Origin of the sequence: Bacteroides mucinivorans, assembly GCF_034654355.2 — a bacterium.
Taxonomy (GTDB): domain Bacteria; phylum Bacteroidota; class Bacteroidia; order Bacteroidales; family Bacteroidaceae; genus Bacteroides; species Bacteroides nordii.
In genome coordinates, this window is the sequence record NZ_CP178179.1 from 4,728,746 (window position 1) to 4,746,099 (window position 17,354).

The following is a 17,354-nucleotide window of genomic DNA, read 5'->3' on the forward strand; positions in this document are numbered from 1 at the left end:
GATTAGTGATGAGTGATTAGTGGCTGCGCTTTATCACTCATCACTAATCACTAACCACTAATCACTAACCACTCATCACCATTCTATAAACTTCCCCCTCGCCTTTCTCTTTGCCAGTTCTTCTTCCAGGAATTTCTGGCGGTCTTTGGCAATATAACGACGGGCAAAAATGTTAGGGACAGCTACGCCTAAGGCTATGCAAAGAATAATAAGAGCAGAATTGATACCGTTGTAAAAGGCAACTGTTACTTCACCTACTACGCCGTGCATGCCGATGAGTCCCAACAAAGAGCGATACATCAATACACCGGGAATCATAGGGATAACGGAAGGAATGGTCAATACGTGATTGGGAACATGAAACCAATGAACAGCTTTCACGGCAATCAGACTGACTACAAAACTACCCATAAATGAACCGATCACCGGTCCGAAACCTAACTCGAAATTCACAAAATTACGTGTGCACACAGCAATGATACCACCTACGGCTACCACCCAAAGTAAACGACGCTGAATATTGAATATCATAGAGAAACCCATTGCAGCAATTGCAGCAGCAATCGCATATACATAATAAGGATCGTGGGGAATCATACTCAATTCACTGAACTTTTTATCAATACTGACATCCTCCACTACACATAAACGGATAGCAAGAACAATACCGAAAGCCATAGCTCCCACCATCATAGCGGTATTAGCAGCACGCGTGATGCCCACCAGCAGATAATTGTCTATCATATCATCCACAAAATTGATTAACGGAACCCCCGGAACAATAAACAAGGCACAGGCCAAAAGCGGATGATAAGGAGTAGACGAGAGTCCGCTAAACGAAGAAGCATAAGCCAGACAAGTAGAAACAAAAGCCGCGATGGCAATACTCATATATACATTGATACCAAACTCCATGCACCGAGCCCGGACACGGAAACCGATAAAAGCACAAACAGAAGCCAGTAAGAAGGCCATCCAGTCGCAACCAAACAGCTTGCAAAAACCTCCACAAGCAAAACCGGCACCAATGGCTACCAGATAAGGAATGTAATTACGCGGACGGGAGCAGATTTTCTCCAGTTCTTCTTCATACTGATCCAAAGAATAATCATGTTCAATAGCCCGCCAGGATAGTTTACTAACCTCAGAAATGGCAGTCATATTAATACCATGCTTCTCACACTTCTGAAATTTAGAAAAAGAGTGCGCCTCATCACTGACATTCACTACCAGCATTGTATAGCTTACATCAATATGAAGTTTATCTTCCGGCAACCCCAAATAAGCAGCTACACGCTTCATATTGCGTACAATCCGATTTGTATCCGCAGCACTTTCTACCAATAATTTACCAGTACGAAGCAACAAGTCAAGTTTACGCCTCAGCAACAAAGCTTCTTCCTGCTCAATCACATTATTATTCGTCATCTTTGTATATATATAATGATATTATTCTTTTAGGGGCACAAAGGTACAATTTCCTTTTCAAAAAAGCCCCACCCAAGAGTGAAAGATGACAGATAAAAAGTGAATAAATATCCTTATTTTCTCAATTCTTCAAAATAGGTATCCAATAATGTCTTTGCTGCTATAAAAGAGGTCAGATTACCGCCAAGCACTTGTTGTTCTTTTTCATATAGCATCGATTCAATCTTTACATTATGATAAAAGCTATCGCGAAGCTGCTCATTAATACTTTCATACATCCAGTATTTACTCTGCTCATTGCGTCGATATTCAAAGTATCCGTTCGCCTTCACAAAGTCGATGTATTCATAAACCATATCCCATATCTCCTTCACACCTATGTTATAGAAACCGGAATACGTCAAGACCTGTGGTGTCCAGCCAGAGTCGGGAGCCGGGAAAAGATGCAAAGCATTGCGGAATTGGGATGCAGCCAGCTTGGCTTTATCTATATTGCTTCCATCGGCTTTGTTGATGACAATACCGTCCGCCATTTCCATGATACCACGCTTAATGCCCTGAAGTTCATCTCCTGTACCTGCTAACTGAATCAGCAGGAAAAAATCGACCATAGAGTGCACAGCCGTTTCACTCTGCCCCACTCCCACTGTCTCTACAAAAATCTTATCGAAACCGGCGGCTTCACAAAGAATGATCGTTTCACGGGTTTTTCGTGCTACTCCTCCCAATGAACCTGCTGAGGGACTGGGACGAATAAACGAATTGGGATGTACCGATAGTTGTTCCATACGGGTCTTATCCCCTAAAATACTCCCTTTACTACGCTCACTACTCGGGTCGATAGCCAACACAGCCAGCTTACCTCCCTTTTCGAGCACATGCAAACCAAATACATCGATCGAAGTACTCTTTCCGGCACCGGGTACACCACTAATCCCCACCCGAATGGAGTTTCCGGAAAATGGCAAGCACTTTTCTATCACTTCCTGAGCTATAGCCTGATGTTCGGGCTTCACGCTTTCCACCAAGGTCACTGCCTGACTGAGGATCGTTATATTTCCTTGTACAATCCCTTCTACAAACTCTGCTACAGAGCGCTGACGCTTCTTCGGCTTACGCTTCAGATAAGGATTTACCGATGAAGGCTGCTCAATACCTTTGTTGACAACCAGTCCTTTATATTCTTCGCTGTTTTCCGGATGTTCCATGGTAATGATATTTAGGGATTATCGTTTTATATTAATTTCTACTTTCGGTCGCGCCGGGTCATTCGTGATCATCAGAATACGTAAGTGGTGTTTCTTCTTGCCTGTATTCTTTTTATGAATGGTAACCCGCAGCTTGGTACTTGCACCCGGTTGAAGAACCGTCTTTTTCAGGCTCACTCCTACCGAGGAATTGAATACCTGCAATTTACTGATCTGCAAAGGTGCTTTGCCCGTATTTGTAATAACAATATCATGAGAGGCTTTGTTCTTCTTAGCCAACCGCGCACTGAGGTCAATGTTGTCTTCAGACAAGCGGATGGCAGGTGCATTCAGGCTGTCCTGCATGGTCATACCCGAGAAGTCCGGAAGAAGAATAGCCGAAACAGGAATCTCATTCTCCTCGCTCACCTTATCACCGGCAAAACGAGCCAGATAGACAGAAGTCTGTGTCAGGCCAAGATCGGTGAGTTGTTTCGTATCAAGCGTTAGTTTGATCTTTCCTTTCTTTCCTTTCAGAACCACATCCGGCGTTCTTTCCATTTTCAGGTAGGGAGGAAGATGCATCAGTACAGGTTCGTAAGGACGGTCCGACAAATTCACGACACTGAATGTAATGGTCGGTTTTTCTCCCCGGTGTGCATCCGGGAAATCAAATTCGGTACGATCCAAACGGATAGAACCAATAGCATAGGGATGTGTTTTTGCAAAATCCGTAACTTCCTGCACCACTTCACCTACAAATTTCAGATATACCAGACTGGGCTGTGCATTGCTGTAAATACCAATCGTTTTTTCAAAATGACCAAGGGCTTTGGCATCAAAAGTTGCACTGACAGTACCTTTTTCGCCGGGAGCAATCGGCTTTTTCGTCCAATCGGCAACCGAACAGGCACAAGATGTGGTGACATTGGTCAGTACCAATGGCTTATCTCCGGTATTGGTAATGGTATATTCTACAGTTACAGGATGTTTCCATTCTATTTGCCCAAAGTTATGCGTCTCTTTATTGGACGAAAGACGGGGTTGGGCAATGGCAGACAAAGTGATAATAAAAACAGTTAATATAGAGAGTATACTGCGTTTCATGCTTTATATATTATATTTGAAGCACAAATGTAGGAGTTTTCGACGAGATATGGAACGGATTGAAAGGAATATTAATAGTGATTAGCGGTTTAGTGAGTAGTGATTAGTGGGCTGCGCTGTTATAACGATAAAACGCAAATTAACGCAGATTGACGCAAAGACAAGAGATTACGACTCTTTCTCTTCATATTCTTTGCGAAAATCTGTGTTAATCTGCGTTCCAATACAATCAGTATTTTATAATAAGTGCAACCGTCTTCGAATCAGCACTTATTTCACCGTCACTTTCATTGAAGTAGAGTGGGAAACATACTCCGGAGCATAAGCACTCTGGAGCGTTGCCAATCCGGTTTCATACGTTCCGGAACGACTGACACGGTAGCTGTATTCCAATACAAAGACTCCCTTACCCAATCCGTCAAAGAAGAAATTGGTAGATGCATCTTTTATATCGACATAATATCCAAATCCATTGTTCCAACGATAACCGGAAAGTGTTTCTATAGGTTCAAAACAAGCAGCACGCTGATCTTTCAGTTGGATGAAATCCATCGGACGATCCAGGCGAATCGTCAAACGTGAAACAACCTTGTCGCCAACAACAAGTTCCGTACCGGCTGTAACAGGCTGCAACTGACGAACGTTATTCACCAAGCGTTCTACATACAGTTTCTTATCTACATTCAACTCACCACCTTGCTGTTTCACCTGGCTCATATCTTCCTGATATTGTGCATAAACAGCTCCCCAGGCTATTCCGGCATCTCTTTTCTCAACAGTTACTTTACGGGCGTCTACCACTTTCTTATCAGTAAATGTCTTCTTGATATATCCTAATCCGGGAACGGTTGTCTTGGCAGGTGAAAGTGTTTCCAGCACTTCATTGGCAATAATAATACGTACATCTCCCTGACTTTCGAGCAGCTTGGTACCACCTTGCAACAATGCATAAACAGCATCTGCAGTAGTCACCGGAGAATCCCATGCCTGTGTCTGTTTCTGTTTCAAAAGCCAGAGTTTCATTTCCTCTACCGTTGACGAATCGCCGGAAACAAGTTCAAGGGCTTCCATCACCATCACATGTGCCGGGATTTGCAAACCGCCCCATGAATACGGGTTCTCATTGAAAGCAAAGAACATACCCTGTTCATCCGTCTTTGTCAAAAACTCCTTCAAAGAAGCTATGAATTCCAACGCTTCTTTCTTATGTCCGGCCTTCTCCAGAACAATGGCAGCAAGTGCCTTATCGGTCATAGAACGGGTAGTCAGCGTTTCGGCTACTTTTGAAAGGAAGTAATTGTAAGCAGTCTGATTCTCTGCAAGTGGGATCTGCTCACCGGAAATAGCAATAAGGTAGAGATATTTCAATGCTGAAGCAGAAAGCCCTTTCACTTTATCGCCATTCTTCTCTGCCTTACGGATATTTTTATACTCTTCCAGCGCTTCTTTATTGAGGAAGCTGAGAGCAGTACGCTGCATAACCAAAGCATCTCCCTCCAATGGTTTACCAGTCAGCATGGCAAGACGGGCATTCAACTCTACAATATAATTGGTGATATACCGGCTACCATTCATTCCTTTATACCATGCCCAGGAACCGTCGGGCTGCTGAAGTTCCTTCAGACGAGTAAGGGCTGTGATATTATTATTGCGTATATTATTCAGGTCGAATAACGTTGCAATACGCTCTTTCTGCTCTTCTTCGGTTTTCGCTTCCATTACCCAGGGAGACTCGGACAAAAGAATATTCTTCACTTCCTGATTCTTTTGCAGGTTGCTAAGGAATGTTTCTTTCGTTCCACCTTGCAGTTTCCAGCTATCAAACACAGCTTTAATACGCGGCTGTGAGTTCATAATGTACGAAGCTAATGTATTTGCATAATAAGCAGTAGCCCAGGAGATAGCATCACTATTATCGGGCATGCTCAGTGAAGGTAAAGCCTGTATTGCATACCAGGCAGGATTACCGGTGAACTCGATGGTCAGGCGGCGGTCAGTTGCCGACTTACTGTGGTCGTTGAACAAACTGTCGAGTGAGAAAACCCGTGTCTCTTCTCCACGAACAGGCATCGGCACAGTCTCTACCAGATTGGCCTTATTACTGAGTACCGGTAACAGATGCTGTTCACCATCACTGAACGAACCACCGTCAGCAATCATACGGCACCCCAATACATCATACTTATCCGTAACGGTAAACAGGAAATTAACACCGGTAGTGCGTCCGGCTTCTACAGCAAACTTCTGTTTCTGTGTACTGATTATCTTCTCCGTCATCGGATCAAAGAGAATAAAACTGACTGTTCCGGCAAGGTTCTTTCCGGTAAGGTTTGCCACTGAGGCAGCAACAGAGGTCTTATCACCTACACGGACAAAACGGGGCAGATTCGGTGTCAGCATAAACTCTTTGCTGGTCACTGCCGATCCGTCGATCATTCCAGTCAGCATGCCTTTGGTATGGGCATATCCACGGAAGTTCCAGCGGGTAAGGCTTTGTGGCATAGTAAATGAGAAAGAGACTTCGCCCTGCTCATTGGTCCGAAGTTGCGGATAGAAGAAAGCAGTTTCCGCAAAGTTTGTACGCAGTTCTTCCGTAGCCTCGGGAAGAGTTTCTCCCGCTGCTCCTTCTGCCAGTTCTTCTGTGAAAACAACATCAGCTTTATCACTGGCAGCTTCTTTTGATACCATAGACATCATCGGAGCATTTGCTTCGGATTTCGCTAAGCCTCGTATTCTTACGCCACCCCGCCTCGTATTATAGACCGAAAGCAGCTCTTCAATTCCCGAAAAAATAACAATAAACTGATCATATACCATAGGAGCTACCTTCAGGCTCTTATACGGAAACCAATAATTATAAGAGTTCATTCCCCAATACCCATCCATCCAACGGGTAGTAGGTACTGAGAGGTTATAAAATACCTGCAAGCTCTGATCTCCTTTCCATATTTTATCCAACGAAGCATCGTACATGGTAGCTAACATCTCGGCCATGGCCGGCATTCCTTGTGGAGTTTTAATCGTGAGTTTCCACTCTTCCTCCTGACCGGGACGCAGTTTGTCACGGAACACGTCCCACTTCATCGTCAAGGTTTTGTCCGGCAGACGCTTTGTCATTCTCACCGTTTGCTGATTGACTCCACCGTCTTTTACAAAACAGAATGTAGCAGACAATCCATTGCCATACGCCTCTTTATAGGGGAATTCAAAACGTTCTATAGAATCGGACAGGCGCAATATCCTGCTTTCGAGCATTGTATTGCCACTAAATAGATTCATCATGACGTATGCATCTTTCTTTGAAGTACCCAAATAGAATACAGCCGGATGCGCAGCATCAAACGATGTATTCTCGGCATAATACCATACCGGAATATTTACCGGAGGACGTTTGTCAGCAATTGAGAAGAGAATAACTTCTTCTTTATTAGTCACTTCCCGTCCCTGGTCATCTTTTGCAGACATCACTAACAGATATTCTCCCGAAGGCACGGAGGCCCATCCCGGAAGAAGTGTCTCCTTATTGGATACAAAAGTTCCGGTAAAGGCCGGAGTCCCCTTTATCACATCTTCGGATTTTGCACCGTCTGCAACCGGATACAGTTTATAAGTCCCTTCCACACTCACAGGCTGCCCATCAAGATTGGTAGCAATAAAAGTAAGTCGGATGGAATCATCTTTGCATAGCGGATTCTGAATGTTAGCTCCCAATGTCATGGAGCGATTGCCTACACTCACGTTATAAGAGGAGGTCTGTGTTTCTCCTGCCAGATTAGTGACCGTTGCATCTATCCGGAAAACATAATACCCTAAATCCATCTTCTTATCACCTTCCAGCAACACCGGAACAGTGAATTGTCCGTCTTCGTTGAGTAACACGCTCCCCGAAGCAATGGGTTCTACACCCGTCTGTACCCCTCTCCAACCGAAACGTAAGAAACGGGTAACGGTGTAATTTACCGGTAAATCCTGCAACGAAACACCACTAAAGGTTTTAACAGAGCCTTTTACATCCACCTTATCACCCAGGCTGTAAGATCTTGTCAGTTTATCGAAAGTAATATCAAAGGTAGGACGTTTGTACTCTTCCACACGAATCGTTGTTGTACCTTTTTCTGTAGAAAGTGTAAATGTACCGTTCATACAGGCAGCGGGTAATGTAAAATCTGTTGCAAAAGAACCAAACTCATTGGTCCGAAGTTCTCTCCTACCTACTTCCTGTCGGTTGGCATCGGTAAGGGTCAACGTATAAGTACGGTTAGCTAACACATTGGCTGTATCCAGTTGCTGCTCATAAGCAATCCCTTTCACATAAACCGTTTGTCCCGGACGATAGAGTAAACGGTCCGTCAGAAGTGTTACACACTCAGTCGGCTTACCGTCGCCATAATAAGCATAATAGCGACCTCTATAAATACTTTGCAAAGGCATTGCAATATCCTGCCCTTTAGTAGCAGTCAGGTAGTGATATTCGCCTTTATAAGGGAACTTAGCTTTTCCTTCCGCATTGGTAGTGAACTCCGTCAGTTTCTTTTCATCATTGGTATAAAGTGTAATAACAGCTCCTTCAATAGGTTGCCCGCTCATACAGTCGAGGGCTATCACTTCATACTGATCACCCGGCAAACGTAATGTCAATACCTTGAAGCGTGTCACATTCAGTTTGCTTTCACTGTTTTCTCTTGCTTTGCTATCGGGAACAATACGCATCACATAGCTACCTTCTGCGGGAGCTTTGAAGGTGAAAACAGTATCCTGTTCCTGATAGTTTTCGGGACGAAGCAAAGAATAATGTTCTTCTGCCACTAACTTCTTCTCTTGATACAAACGTACAGTAAAACCATCCAAATTCTTATGGTTGACCATCAACTTCATGTCGGCACCGGGATAAGCGACTTCATCAGCACGTACATACAAAGCGGGATTCAGAATCTCCAGTTTCAGATTCTTTAAAGCATTGATACGTTTGTAGCCCGGATACAGCCTGACAGCCTCATCACAAATCTGTAAAGCCATTGCCTGTTGTCCTTTCTCAATAGCATATCTTGCTTTAGCCAAATAAACTTCGGCACAGATATCATGAGCTTTAAACTCAGTCCGTAACTTGTCAAGTCCGGCCAGATAAGGGTCTTGCGTCAACCCTATCAACTTTTGTGGCGCACGGTAGGGAACAAAGGTATTATCGGAGTTACGCCGCCAGTCCAGATAATTGAGCATGGTGAGCACGTAGCCATCATCCATATTAACCCTTTTGTAAGTATCAAGCATCTCCTGATAGATATTCTCAATGCCGGCATTCACAACAGAGTCTTTATCCAGCCCATTTACATTTCTCAATGCATCTACTCCACGACTACCCAACAGATGAAGCATATCGTGGCGATAATATTCGCTGGCATCACCTAACTCTACAAACGGGATATAGATACGTGCGGACGTAGCCAATAACAACTCTTTGTCTTTCAAAGCCTCTGTAGTATGCTGCATCACCTGTTGCACAAACATATTTCCGCTCCATTCACGTATATCAGCAGAAGGAGTTTCATCCACAATATTCGGCCGTTGGAATATCTGCCAGCGGTTACGGGAGGCATAGTCGGAGTAGATACCCGCTATCAACGAATTCAGTACGGCACGGTCCATCGGTTTTTCCGCAGTCTTAGCCCACTGCTCCAGCCCGTTCAGGCTTACATAAAAGCTATCGGGAGTCAGTATCTCGCGGTACTTCATCCGCCACGTGTATGCTTTCAGCATTTGCGGAGAGTTTTTCTCTGTTTCCGCCTTCTTATAAATCTCGTTTGTCAACTGAATAACTGTTTGTGGCAGACTTTTCTGTTCAGCCTGATCCACTTGTTTCCATAATTTGTCAAACGTCTGCGCATTTGCCCAGGGGGCTACTCCTAAAGCAAGCAATACCATCATGCAAATCTGTTTTATTCTCATATGTTCAAAGTTTAAGTCACTTTATATTAGAACAAAGAAACAGAATAAAGTTTAAAGAATGGCACTTTTTAGCTTAAAAAAAATGTAGGGTCTTTTTTAGACTCTACATTTTTATATAATTCTCTATCGTATATTATTGAATTATAGTTCTTCCTTTATAAGCAATATTGTCTCTTTCAAAGGAGGAAGGTGTTTACGTATCACTGTCCAGATAATTTCATAATCAATATTGGCATATTCATGCGAAATAATATTCCGTAAACCAGTCACTTTACGCCAGGGAATCTGCGGATACCGGATAAACAAAGCCTGTCTGGTCTTATCGTCAATGGCTTTTATTGTCTCACCAATAACCTGCAAACGCAAAATACAAGCATCAAGTATTGTCATCCCCCACGGTGTTTGCAAGAAATCATCAATATTCTGAAACTCTTACACCGCTCCTCAATCACTTCAACAGACTCTAATATTTGAGCTAACTTATCCGTAATTTCCTCTTTAAATGTAGATTCCATCCTGTTCTATTCTTTTAAGCAATAAATCACGCAACCCTTTTCGCAAACGAAGCAAATCAACTTTGCAGCCACACAGAGATTCAAGTGCTTCCCGAATATCAAACATCGTGAACGGATCTGCCTCTTCCAACTCTACGAACACATCTAAATCGCTATCCAACCGATGCTCCCCCCGGGCAACAGAACCAAAAATACCGATTGAGCGAATGCCATATTTAGAGGCAAACTTCTCTTTAAATTGCCTAACATCAGCTATATATTCATTTTTAGTTTTCATCATTCATTCTCAACTATTAGTAACATGATGCGTAAAGATACAAACTATTGAATAAATAACAGAATCTTTTGAAAAAAAACAAATAGTTATCCTCCTTCAGTCAAAACCGTACCTGCACCTGAGCCTGTACCAGATCCGAAGGATCGTTATGTTTCGGACTCAAACGAGTATATTGAACCTGAAGACGACACTTCGGATAAAACCAGTATTGTAAACCAGCCATATAATTTGATTGCTTATCTTCTGCAACGACATCCCGGTTTAAATATTCATAAGAAGCAACGGCTTCCACATTACGAATAATCCGGACACATCCCGTAGCATATCCCCCGTTACTTTTCACATCAGCATCTTTGCCTAACATAAACTCCGTACGCAAGCTCGCCTTTTCTCCTGTTAAGAAAGCTCCCACACTCCAGCGGTTGCGCCGGTAGTTTTCACCCGGTTCTATTCCATGAATTGGTGCTCCCGCAACCGAATGCCCCTTACCGATAACAAAGGAAGTACCCACAGTAAGCCACTCTAAAGGGTTCACCGACAGATAACCCACTACATCCTTTTGAGAATTCTTATCTTTTGTGTTTATACCTTGCCCGTTCATCAACGCCACTTTATAAGTCAGCAGTTTTTTAAACAAATCGCCATAAATCATCAAACCGATATCCCGCCCCCCGCTTGCAGAACAAAGAACATCACTTCCATTGATACCAACCAGATAACATGCCGGTAAAGAATAGCAATTTATCAGTTCCACCGTTGTAGGTGATAACTGATTTTCCATGGTATAGGGTGTTTTAAACTGCCCTACGCGAACAGAAAATCCCGGCAGGAACTGATAACTTGTATATAATTCCTGCAGGGAACTGACTGCAAAGTCATACATAAAATAACATGACCAACGTTCTGTAATCTTCCCGTCCGCCATAAAAATAACCCGTTTGATATCAAATGTATTATCCGGATCGGCTGCACTGTTATAGGTATATCCCAACTGGGCATATGCCGATAAGTTAATACGTTCTTTCAGGGTATTCACCACTTTACCCAATGTCTCTTGTGCCACCAGAGAGCAGGAAAATAGAAACATAAATAAAATAAAAAGTGTGTTTCGCATAGCAATTATCTTAATAAAGGCATAAATAGCTTTACTTTTTGTTGTCGGCACAAATATATAAAAAAAACAGAAAGAAAGCTTTGATAATAAACTATTTCAACTGAATCTTCATCATCATATCCTGCCTGAACTCAAAAACGCACTTCTTATAAGCTGGTGCTCCCATTACACCTTCAGCATTATTACTGAAGCCAAACTTCTCCGTCGGACGTCCGAAAGAGCCGGTATCCAATACTCCATTCTCATTCTCATCCTGAAACAATGAAATGGCATACGTACCGGCAGGTAGTCCCTGACAGGGAACGACCATAACCGAATCCTGCACCGGCACTCTGAATCCAAATACAGGTTTCTTCATGAATGACTCCGTAGAGTTGTAAATACCAACATAGAGATACCCTTTCACGTTCTCTACACCTTCTACTTTCAAGGTTAATGTCTGAGCACTACCTATTACACTTGCAAAAACTAAAAATAAGAAAATCAGATTTGTTTTCATAATCACATGTATTTAAAAATTAGAAACATCATAAGCAGCTTTCTTACCTAAGGTGATGAAGACACCGAGATAGAAGAAATGATCACTGGAAGCTCGTAACGGGACACCATCTATTCGTCCGAACTCATTCTTACGGCAAAGTATATTGGTGGCCGAAGCATGTATAATTATCTTCTTAGTAGCCAGAAAAGTAATGCCTAAATCAAGGCTGTTATATGGTTTTGCTTCATCATTCATCAGACCGGGACGATTGGGATTATGATATGGACGCCCACTCGCAATCCCTTCCGTAAGGCCAATAATAGTACGCAGCCTGGGAATAGTATATTTCAATACCAAAGAAGCATTATGGCGGGTGCCATACTGCGGAGTAGTCAGTTCACTGTACTCCAAACATTTGCGTTTAGATAGATTGAAGGAATAAGAAAGATAATACTCAAAGTTTTTTAATAAAGAACGATCTTCAAAATAAAGATCAATTCCTTTACTGTTCCCATATCCGTCCGAAGTGAGACCATCGGGAGTAAAAAGTGTAAGACGATTGTACCTTTTGTAATATACCTCTGCTTTATAGAAACGCCCTGCTGCTTCGTACAAAACTCCTACATTATACTGTTCACAAGCTTCGGAACGCAAAGAAGTCTGTTGTGCCAGATATTTATTATCTGCCGATTGGGTATAACGACCCAACGTAGCTGAGAATACAATCTCATTCCAGGTATAACGAAGTGCCAGACGGGGAGAATAACTTATCTTCCGGTTCAGAGATGTATACTCGGTTCTGAAAGAGAGTTCGGCTTTCAAATTCTCAAACGGATAAAGAGTAGCTGTAACAAATCCGGCTTCTACCGTTGGGGCAATATTCTTTTGAGCGGCAAGAAGCCCGAAAGAATAGCGAGTTCTATATTGGCGAAGGAAAGATTCCACTCCCATATCCAGTTGCAAAAAAGGGCGCAAGCGTTTAGTCAGCTTTGCTTTCAGATGTAGTTCGCTCTGACGTTCGTTCCAATTGTCATCGCTTACAGCAGCTCCCCCTACTTTTCGATCAAAAAAAGAGTAAGCTACTCCGGCAAACCAGTTCCAACCGGAAGACGTTTTCGTACGGATGGTGGCATTCAAATAGACATTGTCTTCTTTCAGGCGGAACAGACGACAGTCTTCACCGGTATAGTTAGAAAAATCTGTCCGGTCATAGCCGGCATATATCTTAAAAATTACATTCTCAGCAGGTAGATAACGAAACTGGGTAGCTCCCGAAAACAGTTCATATGGTTTCTCAAAGTTTACTCTTCCCGGATATACTTTATTATAAAAAGCAAGATTCTGATAATCGAGATTCAAAGCAATAGAGCCTTTTCTAAAAGAGCGATTCCCGCCACCACCTATACCAACAGTAGAAGGGCTCATCCCCACTTTATTAATCGGGCTGTCATCTTTCGTTTCCAAAGGAAGTACAGCCGATAAGGCTTCACCATACTCTTGTGAATGCCCGCCTGTAGAGAGATTGATACCACTGAACATAAAGGGGGAATACCGTCCGCGTGCCGGGGTATTTGTACCGGTAGTGGTATAAGGATTGAGAACGTGCATACCGTCTATATAAGTTTGCGTTTCGTCACTGCTTCCACCGCGTACCAGCAAACGTCCGCTTTCTCCCTGTATTTGTGTACCGGGAAGGGTCTTCAATGCCTGATACAGATTACCGCTTGCTCCTCCCACAGTTACCAGTTCCACAGGTTGCATATTACTCCAACGACTGTTCATTTGGGGAGTTTTGCTTCCTTTTACTACCACTTCATCCAGTGAAACACTATCTGAAAAAGAGGTAAGAAATATTGTGTCTTTTACTGCTACCTGCGACTGCACATGAACAGAAAAGAGAAACAAAGCTACGATTGAGATAAAAAACAGATCTTTCATTTTTTTGCTTGCTAATGTTTTCACCGGCAAACATAAAGGAAAGAACAGAGGGAAAAAAATATCCGGGACAGACAGCCCGGATATGTGATAAATGACCTATTCGTTGTGACGAATTGCTTTGTTTTGTGACGAACGGCTATGCCTCATTCATGTTCTCTATCAGTGTTTTGATCTCTTTGCTATAAGCACGTGAAACGGGTATTTCCTCTTCACAGCCATCGAGCGAAAGACGATATCCCTGCGAGTTTCCACTCACCCGGGACACTGCGTGTAAGTTGACCAGGAATGCACGATGACACTTAATAATAAAAGGATAAACAGCCGTTGCCTCTTCAGCCTGCTTCATTGTCATACGTAGCAGCTTTCTTACCGGTTCATGACTCTTCCGATAAGTTATCTTCACATAATTACCATCCGCCTCTACAAAAAACAAATCGGATGTATTCACTTCCAATACTTCTTTGACACCACCTGCAAAAAGAATCACAGTATCCTCCCGCTCCACTCTTTCAACATTTGCAGTAGCAGCCGATCTCTGAAGATGCAAATTCATTTCTGTAGCTTCTTTGAGATGGAAGGCCAATAGCCGGTTTCGGTTCAGCAAGATAAAAAGTACAGAGGGAAAAAAGCCTATGATCACCGTACAAAGCAGGAAGCTGTAAAAAATATCCAGGCGAAATCCCCAATTGAATACAATGGCGGAATAAAGCCAGTTTCCAATGGCTATAAAAAAGAAAATATATACCTGACTAAGAATATGTTTCCCAACCGTCCAGCGATCATCCTCATAATACGCCGGAAATAACGCAGGGAACAAATAAACCGGAATACAGAGAAACACTGCTGTCACTGCCATATATCCCAATAAGATACCCAATTTATGATGTCCGATACTGCTTATACCAAACGGCTGTAACAAAGCTAATATTAAAAACACAATAACAGATGAGATCACTGCAATCTTCCAGCGCTGATAAAATACAGGATAAGGACTATTAAGGTAATTAAGCAGTTTTTTCATGCGAATATCTTTTATCTACTACAAAGTAAAGCATTTGTTACCATAACTGAAAAGAATCACTCAAAAAACAATCGGAGCGTTTTTGATCACTCCTCAAAGAGTCATAGAATACTATAAACAAGCTCCTACCGATACTATAGTTATCAAAAAAAGAATTATAAATATTCGAAAGAATGAATCAAAGAGCTGAATAAGATCGTCACAATAATCTTAAACCACTGATTTTCAACAAGAATAGGATCACAAAGACAAGGTATACAAAAGTGTACACTTTTAAAGTACAAGGTTGTACACTATAGTCACGCAAAAATGTACATTTATAGAGTGCAAAATTGTACACTCTTGCCTACGAAAGTTATATCGTTAAAATTTTGCATTAACAATGTTAACCTATAGACACACCATAATAGGAATTACATTCAGCCAAGCACAATGTTTGTAAAGATTTATAATATATCAATAATTAATAGAAAGAATAAAATACAACACTTTAATGATAAAAAGACTCAACACGCATCACTATTTACAACAGTCTATATATCAAGATGTTACATTTCAGCATTTTCACTCTACGAGAAACGAGTAAAAACTCTACGAGAAACGACCCATTTCTCGTAGAGTTTCGACCAGATCATCGTAGAGAAACCTAATAAAGATTTATAAAATATGACATTCTTATATAAAAGAGGAACAGCAGCCAATCCTACATTGTAACGAAAAACAAAAAAAGTAACACAATACCTCTCTTACCGCACATAGTAATAGAAGATTGTATTTATTAAACAGATTCTTATTTACTCAAAAAGCCCTGTCCACCAAGTTAAGTGGGCAGGGCTTGTATACTTTGAATGAGTTCTTTTACATATTTACTTCACCGGAGTCTGTTCTAATGTAGCCACCAGGAAGTCATAGAATTTTTGCACAGTAGGAATCAATGCACGTTCGTCCGGAGAGTGCGGTGAACGCAATGTAGGACCAAAGGAAATCATATCCAGTCCCGGAATTATAGCACCAATAATACCACACTCCAATCCGGCATGAATTACTTTCACAGCAGGTTCTACGCCAAACTGTTTCTTATAAGATTCTTTCATTGCATGCAAAATCGGAGAATTTACATTCGGTTGCCAACCGGAATATCCACCTGTCATTGTTACTTTCATTCCGGCCATAGAGAAACAGCATTCAAGACTTGTAGTCAAATACTCTTTCATACTGTCACTTGAGCTACGAGCAAGAATTTTGATATCTGCTTTACCACCACCAATACTAATAATAGCCAGATTAGAAGAAGTTTCTACAGTATCAGGAACGGTAGGAATCATACGGGTTACCCCATTCTGGCAGGCAAAGATAGCATCTACCAGATTATCCTGAATTTCTTCCGGAATCTGCCCCGCAGGCATATCTACCCGTTCGGCCTTGAAACTGATAGGAGTTTCGATAGCAGAAAACTCTTCATTGAAAAGGTCCTCACAATATTTTACCAGGCCTAACAGCTCTTCTTCATTTTCAGCAGGAATAGTAACGATGGCAGAAGCCTCACGCGGAATAGCATTACGCATATTTCCACCCTCCCAGCAAGACAGGCGGGCTTCGTAAGTGGCAATTGCTTCGCGAACAAAACGTACAAGCAACTTATTAGCATTCGCACGTCCCTGATTGATTTCCAGTCCGGAGTGTCCACCGCGTAATCCCTTCAATGTGACCTTGATGGCAATATCACCCTCTTCGGGTTCCACCTCTTTATATTCAAGCGTAGCTGTAACATCCATACCACCTGCACAGCCGATATAGAGTTCGCCCTCATCTTCCGAATCCAGATTTAACAGGATTTCTCCGTTCAACGTTCCCGGCTTAAGTCCGAAAGCACCATACATCCCTGTCTCTTCATCCTTTGTGATAAGAGCTTCCAATGGACCGTGTTTCAAATCTTTGGCTTCCAGAACAGCCATGATAGCAGCTACCCCCAGTCCATTATCGGCACCCAGCGTAGTGCCTTTGGCTTTCACCCAGTCACCGTCTATATAAGTTTCAATAGGATCTTTTTCAAAATCATGTATTGTATCATTATTCTTCTGAGGCACCATGTCCATATGAGCCTGTAAAATTACTCCTTTACGGTTTTCCATACCCGGAGTAGCAGGTTTGCGGATAATAACATTACCAACTTCGTCTACAAATGATTCCAGTCCCAGGCTGTTTCCGAAATTAAGAAGAAACTCAGTTATTCTTTCCATATGTCCCGACGGACGCGGAATCTGAGTTAATGAATAAAAATGCTTCCACACATTCTGTGGAGCTAAAGAGAGGATTGTACTCATAACGAATTAATTTTAGGTT

At 42.3% G+C, this 17,354-nt stretch carries 10 protein-coding genes and 1 pseudogene; all 11 read right to left on the minus strand.

The features are described from left to right. Positions 1 to 75: 75 nt before the first annotated feature. A complete protein-coding gene (locus VCM39_RS18130) occupies positions 76 to 1,428 on the minus strand; it encodes a threonine/serine ThrE exporter family protein (protein WP_221651453.1) in 1,353 nt (450 codons plus the stop codon). A gap of 113 nt (positions 1,429 to 1,541) precedes the next feature. Then, positions 1,542 to 2,636: a methylmalonyl Co-A mutase-associated GTPase MeaB gene (gene meaB, locus VCM39_RS18135; RefSeq protein ID WP_221651452.1), complete on the minus strand. Its 1,095-nt coding sequence runs from the start codon at positions 2,634 to 2,636 to the stop codon at positions 1,542 to 1,544. Between the two features lie 18 nt (positions 2,637 to 2,654). After that, positions 2,655 to 3,722, minus strand: a complete 1,068-nt coding sequence (locus VCM39_RS18140) for a DUF1573 domain-containing protein (RefSeq protein ID WP_195660940.1) — start codon at positions 3,720 to 3,722, stop codon at positions 2,655 to 2,657. Between the two features lie 270 nt (positions 3,723 to 3,992). Beyond that, positions 3,993 to 9,665, minus strand: coding sequence for an alpha-2-macroglobulin family protein (locus VCM39_RS18145; RefSeq protein WP_322932825.1), 5,673 nt, complete (start codon positions 9,663 to 9,665; stop codon positions 3,993 to 3,995). Between the two features lie 141 nt (positions 9,666 to 9,806). Then, the gene (locus VCM39_RS18150; protein ID WP_322932826.1) at positions 9,807 to 10,055 is read right to left on the minus strand and encodes a DUF86 domain-containing protein; all 249 of its coding nucleotides are present in this window, start codon (positions 10,053 to 10,055) and stop codon (positions 9,807 to 9,809) included. Positions 10,056 to 10,163: 108 nt separating this feature from the next. Then, positions 10,164 to 10,457 carry a nucleotidyltransferase family protein gene (locus tag VCM39_RS18155; RefSeq protein WP_221650407.1) on the minus strand — a complete coding sequence of 98 codons (294 nt, stop codon included), beginning with the start codon at positions 10,455 to 10,457 and terminating at the stop codon, positions 10,164 to 10,166. Positions 10,458 to 10,557: 100 nt separating this feature from the next. Then, on the minus strand, positions 10,558 to 11,571 hold the full coding sequence (locus tag VCM39_RS18160) for a porin (protein ID WP_322932827.1): 1,014 nt from the start codon (positions 11,569 to 11,571) through the stop codon (positions 10,558 to 10,560). A 91-nt stretch (positions 11,572 to 11,662) separates the two neighbouring features. Then, complete coding sequence (locus VCM39_RS18165) at positions 11,663 to 12,070, minus strand: DUF2141 domain-containing protein (protein WP_322932828.1); 408 nt, start codon at positions 12,068 to 12,070, stop codon at positions 11,663 to 11,665. A 12-nt stretch (positions 12,071 to 12,082) separates the two neighbouring features. Then, positions 12,083 to 14,024: pseudogene (locus VCM39_RS18170) on the minus strand (TonB-dependent receptor plug domain-containing protein). Between the two features lie 102 nt (positions 14,025 to 14,126). Further along, positions 14,127 to 15,011, minus strand: coding sequence for a LytTR family transcriptional regulator DNA-binding domain-containing protein (locus VCM39_RS18175; RefSeq protein ID WP_289291699.1), 885 nt, complete (start codon positions 15,009 to 15,011; stop codon positions 14,127 to 14,129). An 866-nt stretch (positions 15,012 to 15,877) separates the two neighbouring features. Further along, positions 15,878 to 17,335, minus strand: a complete 1,458-nt coding sequence (locus VCM39_RS18180; RefSeq protein ID WP_007484065.1) for an aminoacyl-histidine dipeptidase — start codon at positions 17,333 to 17,335, stop codon at positions 15,878 to 15,880. Between the last annotated feature and the right edge of the window lie 19 nt (positions 17,336 to 17,354).

What these genes read in the sequence shown, in the direction of transcription:
- VCM39_RS18130 (WP_221651453.1), bottom strand. Translation starts at nt 1,428, where the DNA reads ATGACGAATAATAATGTGATTGAGCAGGAAGAAGCTTTGTTGCTGAGG.
- meaB (WP_221651452.1), bottom strand. Translation starts at nt 2,636, where the DNA reads ATGGAACATCCGGAAAACAGCGAAGAATATAAAGGACTGGTTGTCAAC.
- VCM39_RS18140 (WP_195660940.1), bottom strand. Translation starts at nt 3,722, where the DNA reads ATGAAACGCAGTATACTCTCTATATTAACTGTTTTTATTATCACTTTG.
- VCM39_RS18145 (WP_322932825.1), bottom strand. Translation starts at nt 9,665, where the DNA reads ATGAGAATAAAACAGATTTGCATGATGGTATTGCTTGCTTTAGGAGTA.
- VCM39_RS18150 (WP_322932826.1), bottom strand. Translation starts at nt 10,055, where the DNA reads ATGACAATACTTGATGCTTGTATTTTGCGTTTGCAGGTTATTGGTGAG.
- VCM39_RS18155 (WP_221650407.1), bottom strand. Translation starts at nt 10,457, where the DNA reads ATGAAAACTAAAAATGAATATATAGCTGATGTTAGGCAATTTAAAGAG.
- VCM39_RS18160 (WP_322932827.1), bottom strand. Translation starts at nt 11,571, where the DNA reads ATGCGAAACACACTTTTTATTTTATTTATGTTTCTATTTTCCTGCTCT.
- VCM39_RS18165 (WP_322932828.1), bottom strand. Translation starts at nt 12,070, where the DNA reads ATGAAAACAAATCTGATTTTCTTATTTTTAGTTTTTGCAAGTGTAATA.
- VCM39_RS18175 (WP_289291699.1), bottom strand. Translation starts at nt 15,011, where the DNA reads ATGAAAAAACTGCTTAATTACCTTAATAGTCCTTATCCTGTATTTTAT.
- VCM39_RS18180 (WP_007484065.1), bottom strand. Translation starts at nt 17,335, where the DNA reads ATGAGTACAATCCTCTCTTTAGCTCCACAGAATGTGTGGAAGCATTTT.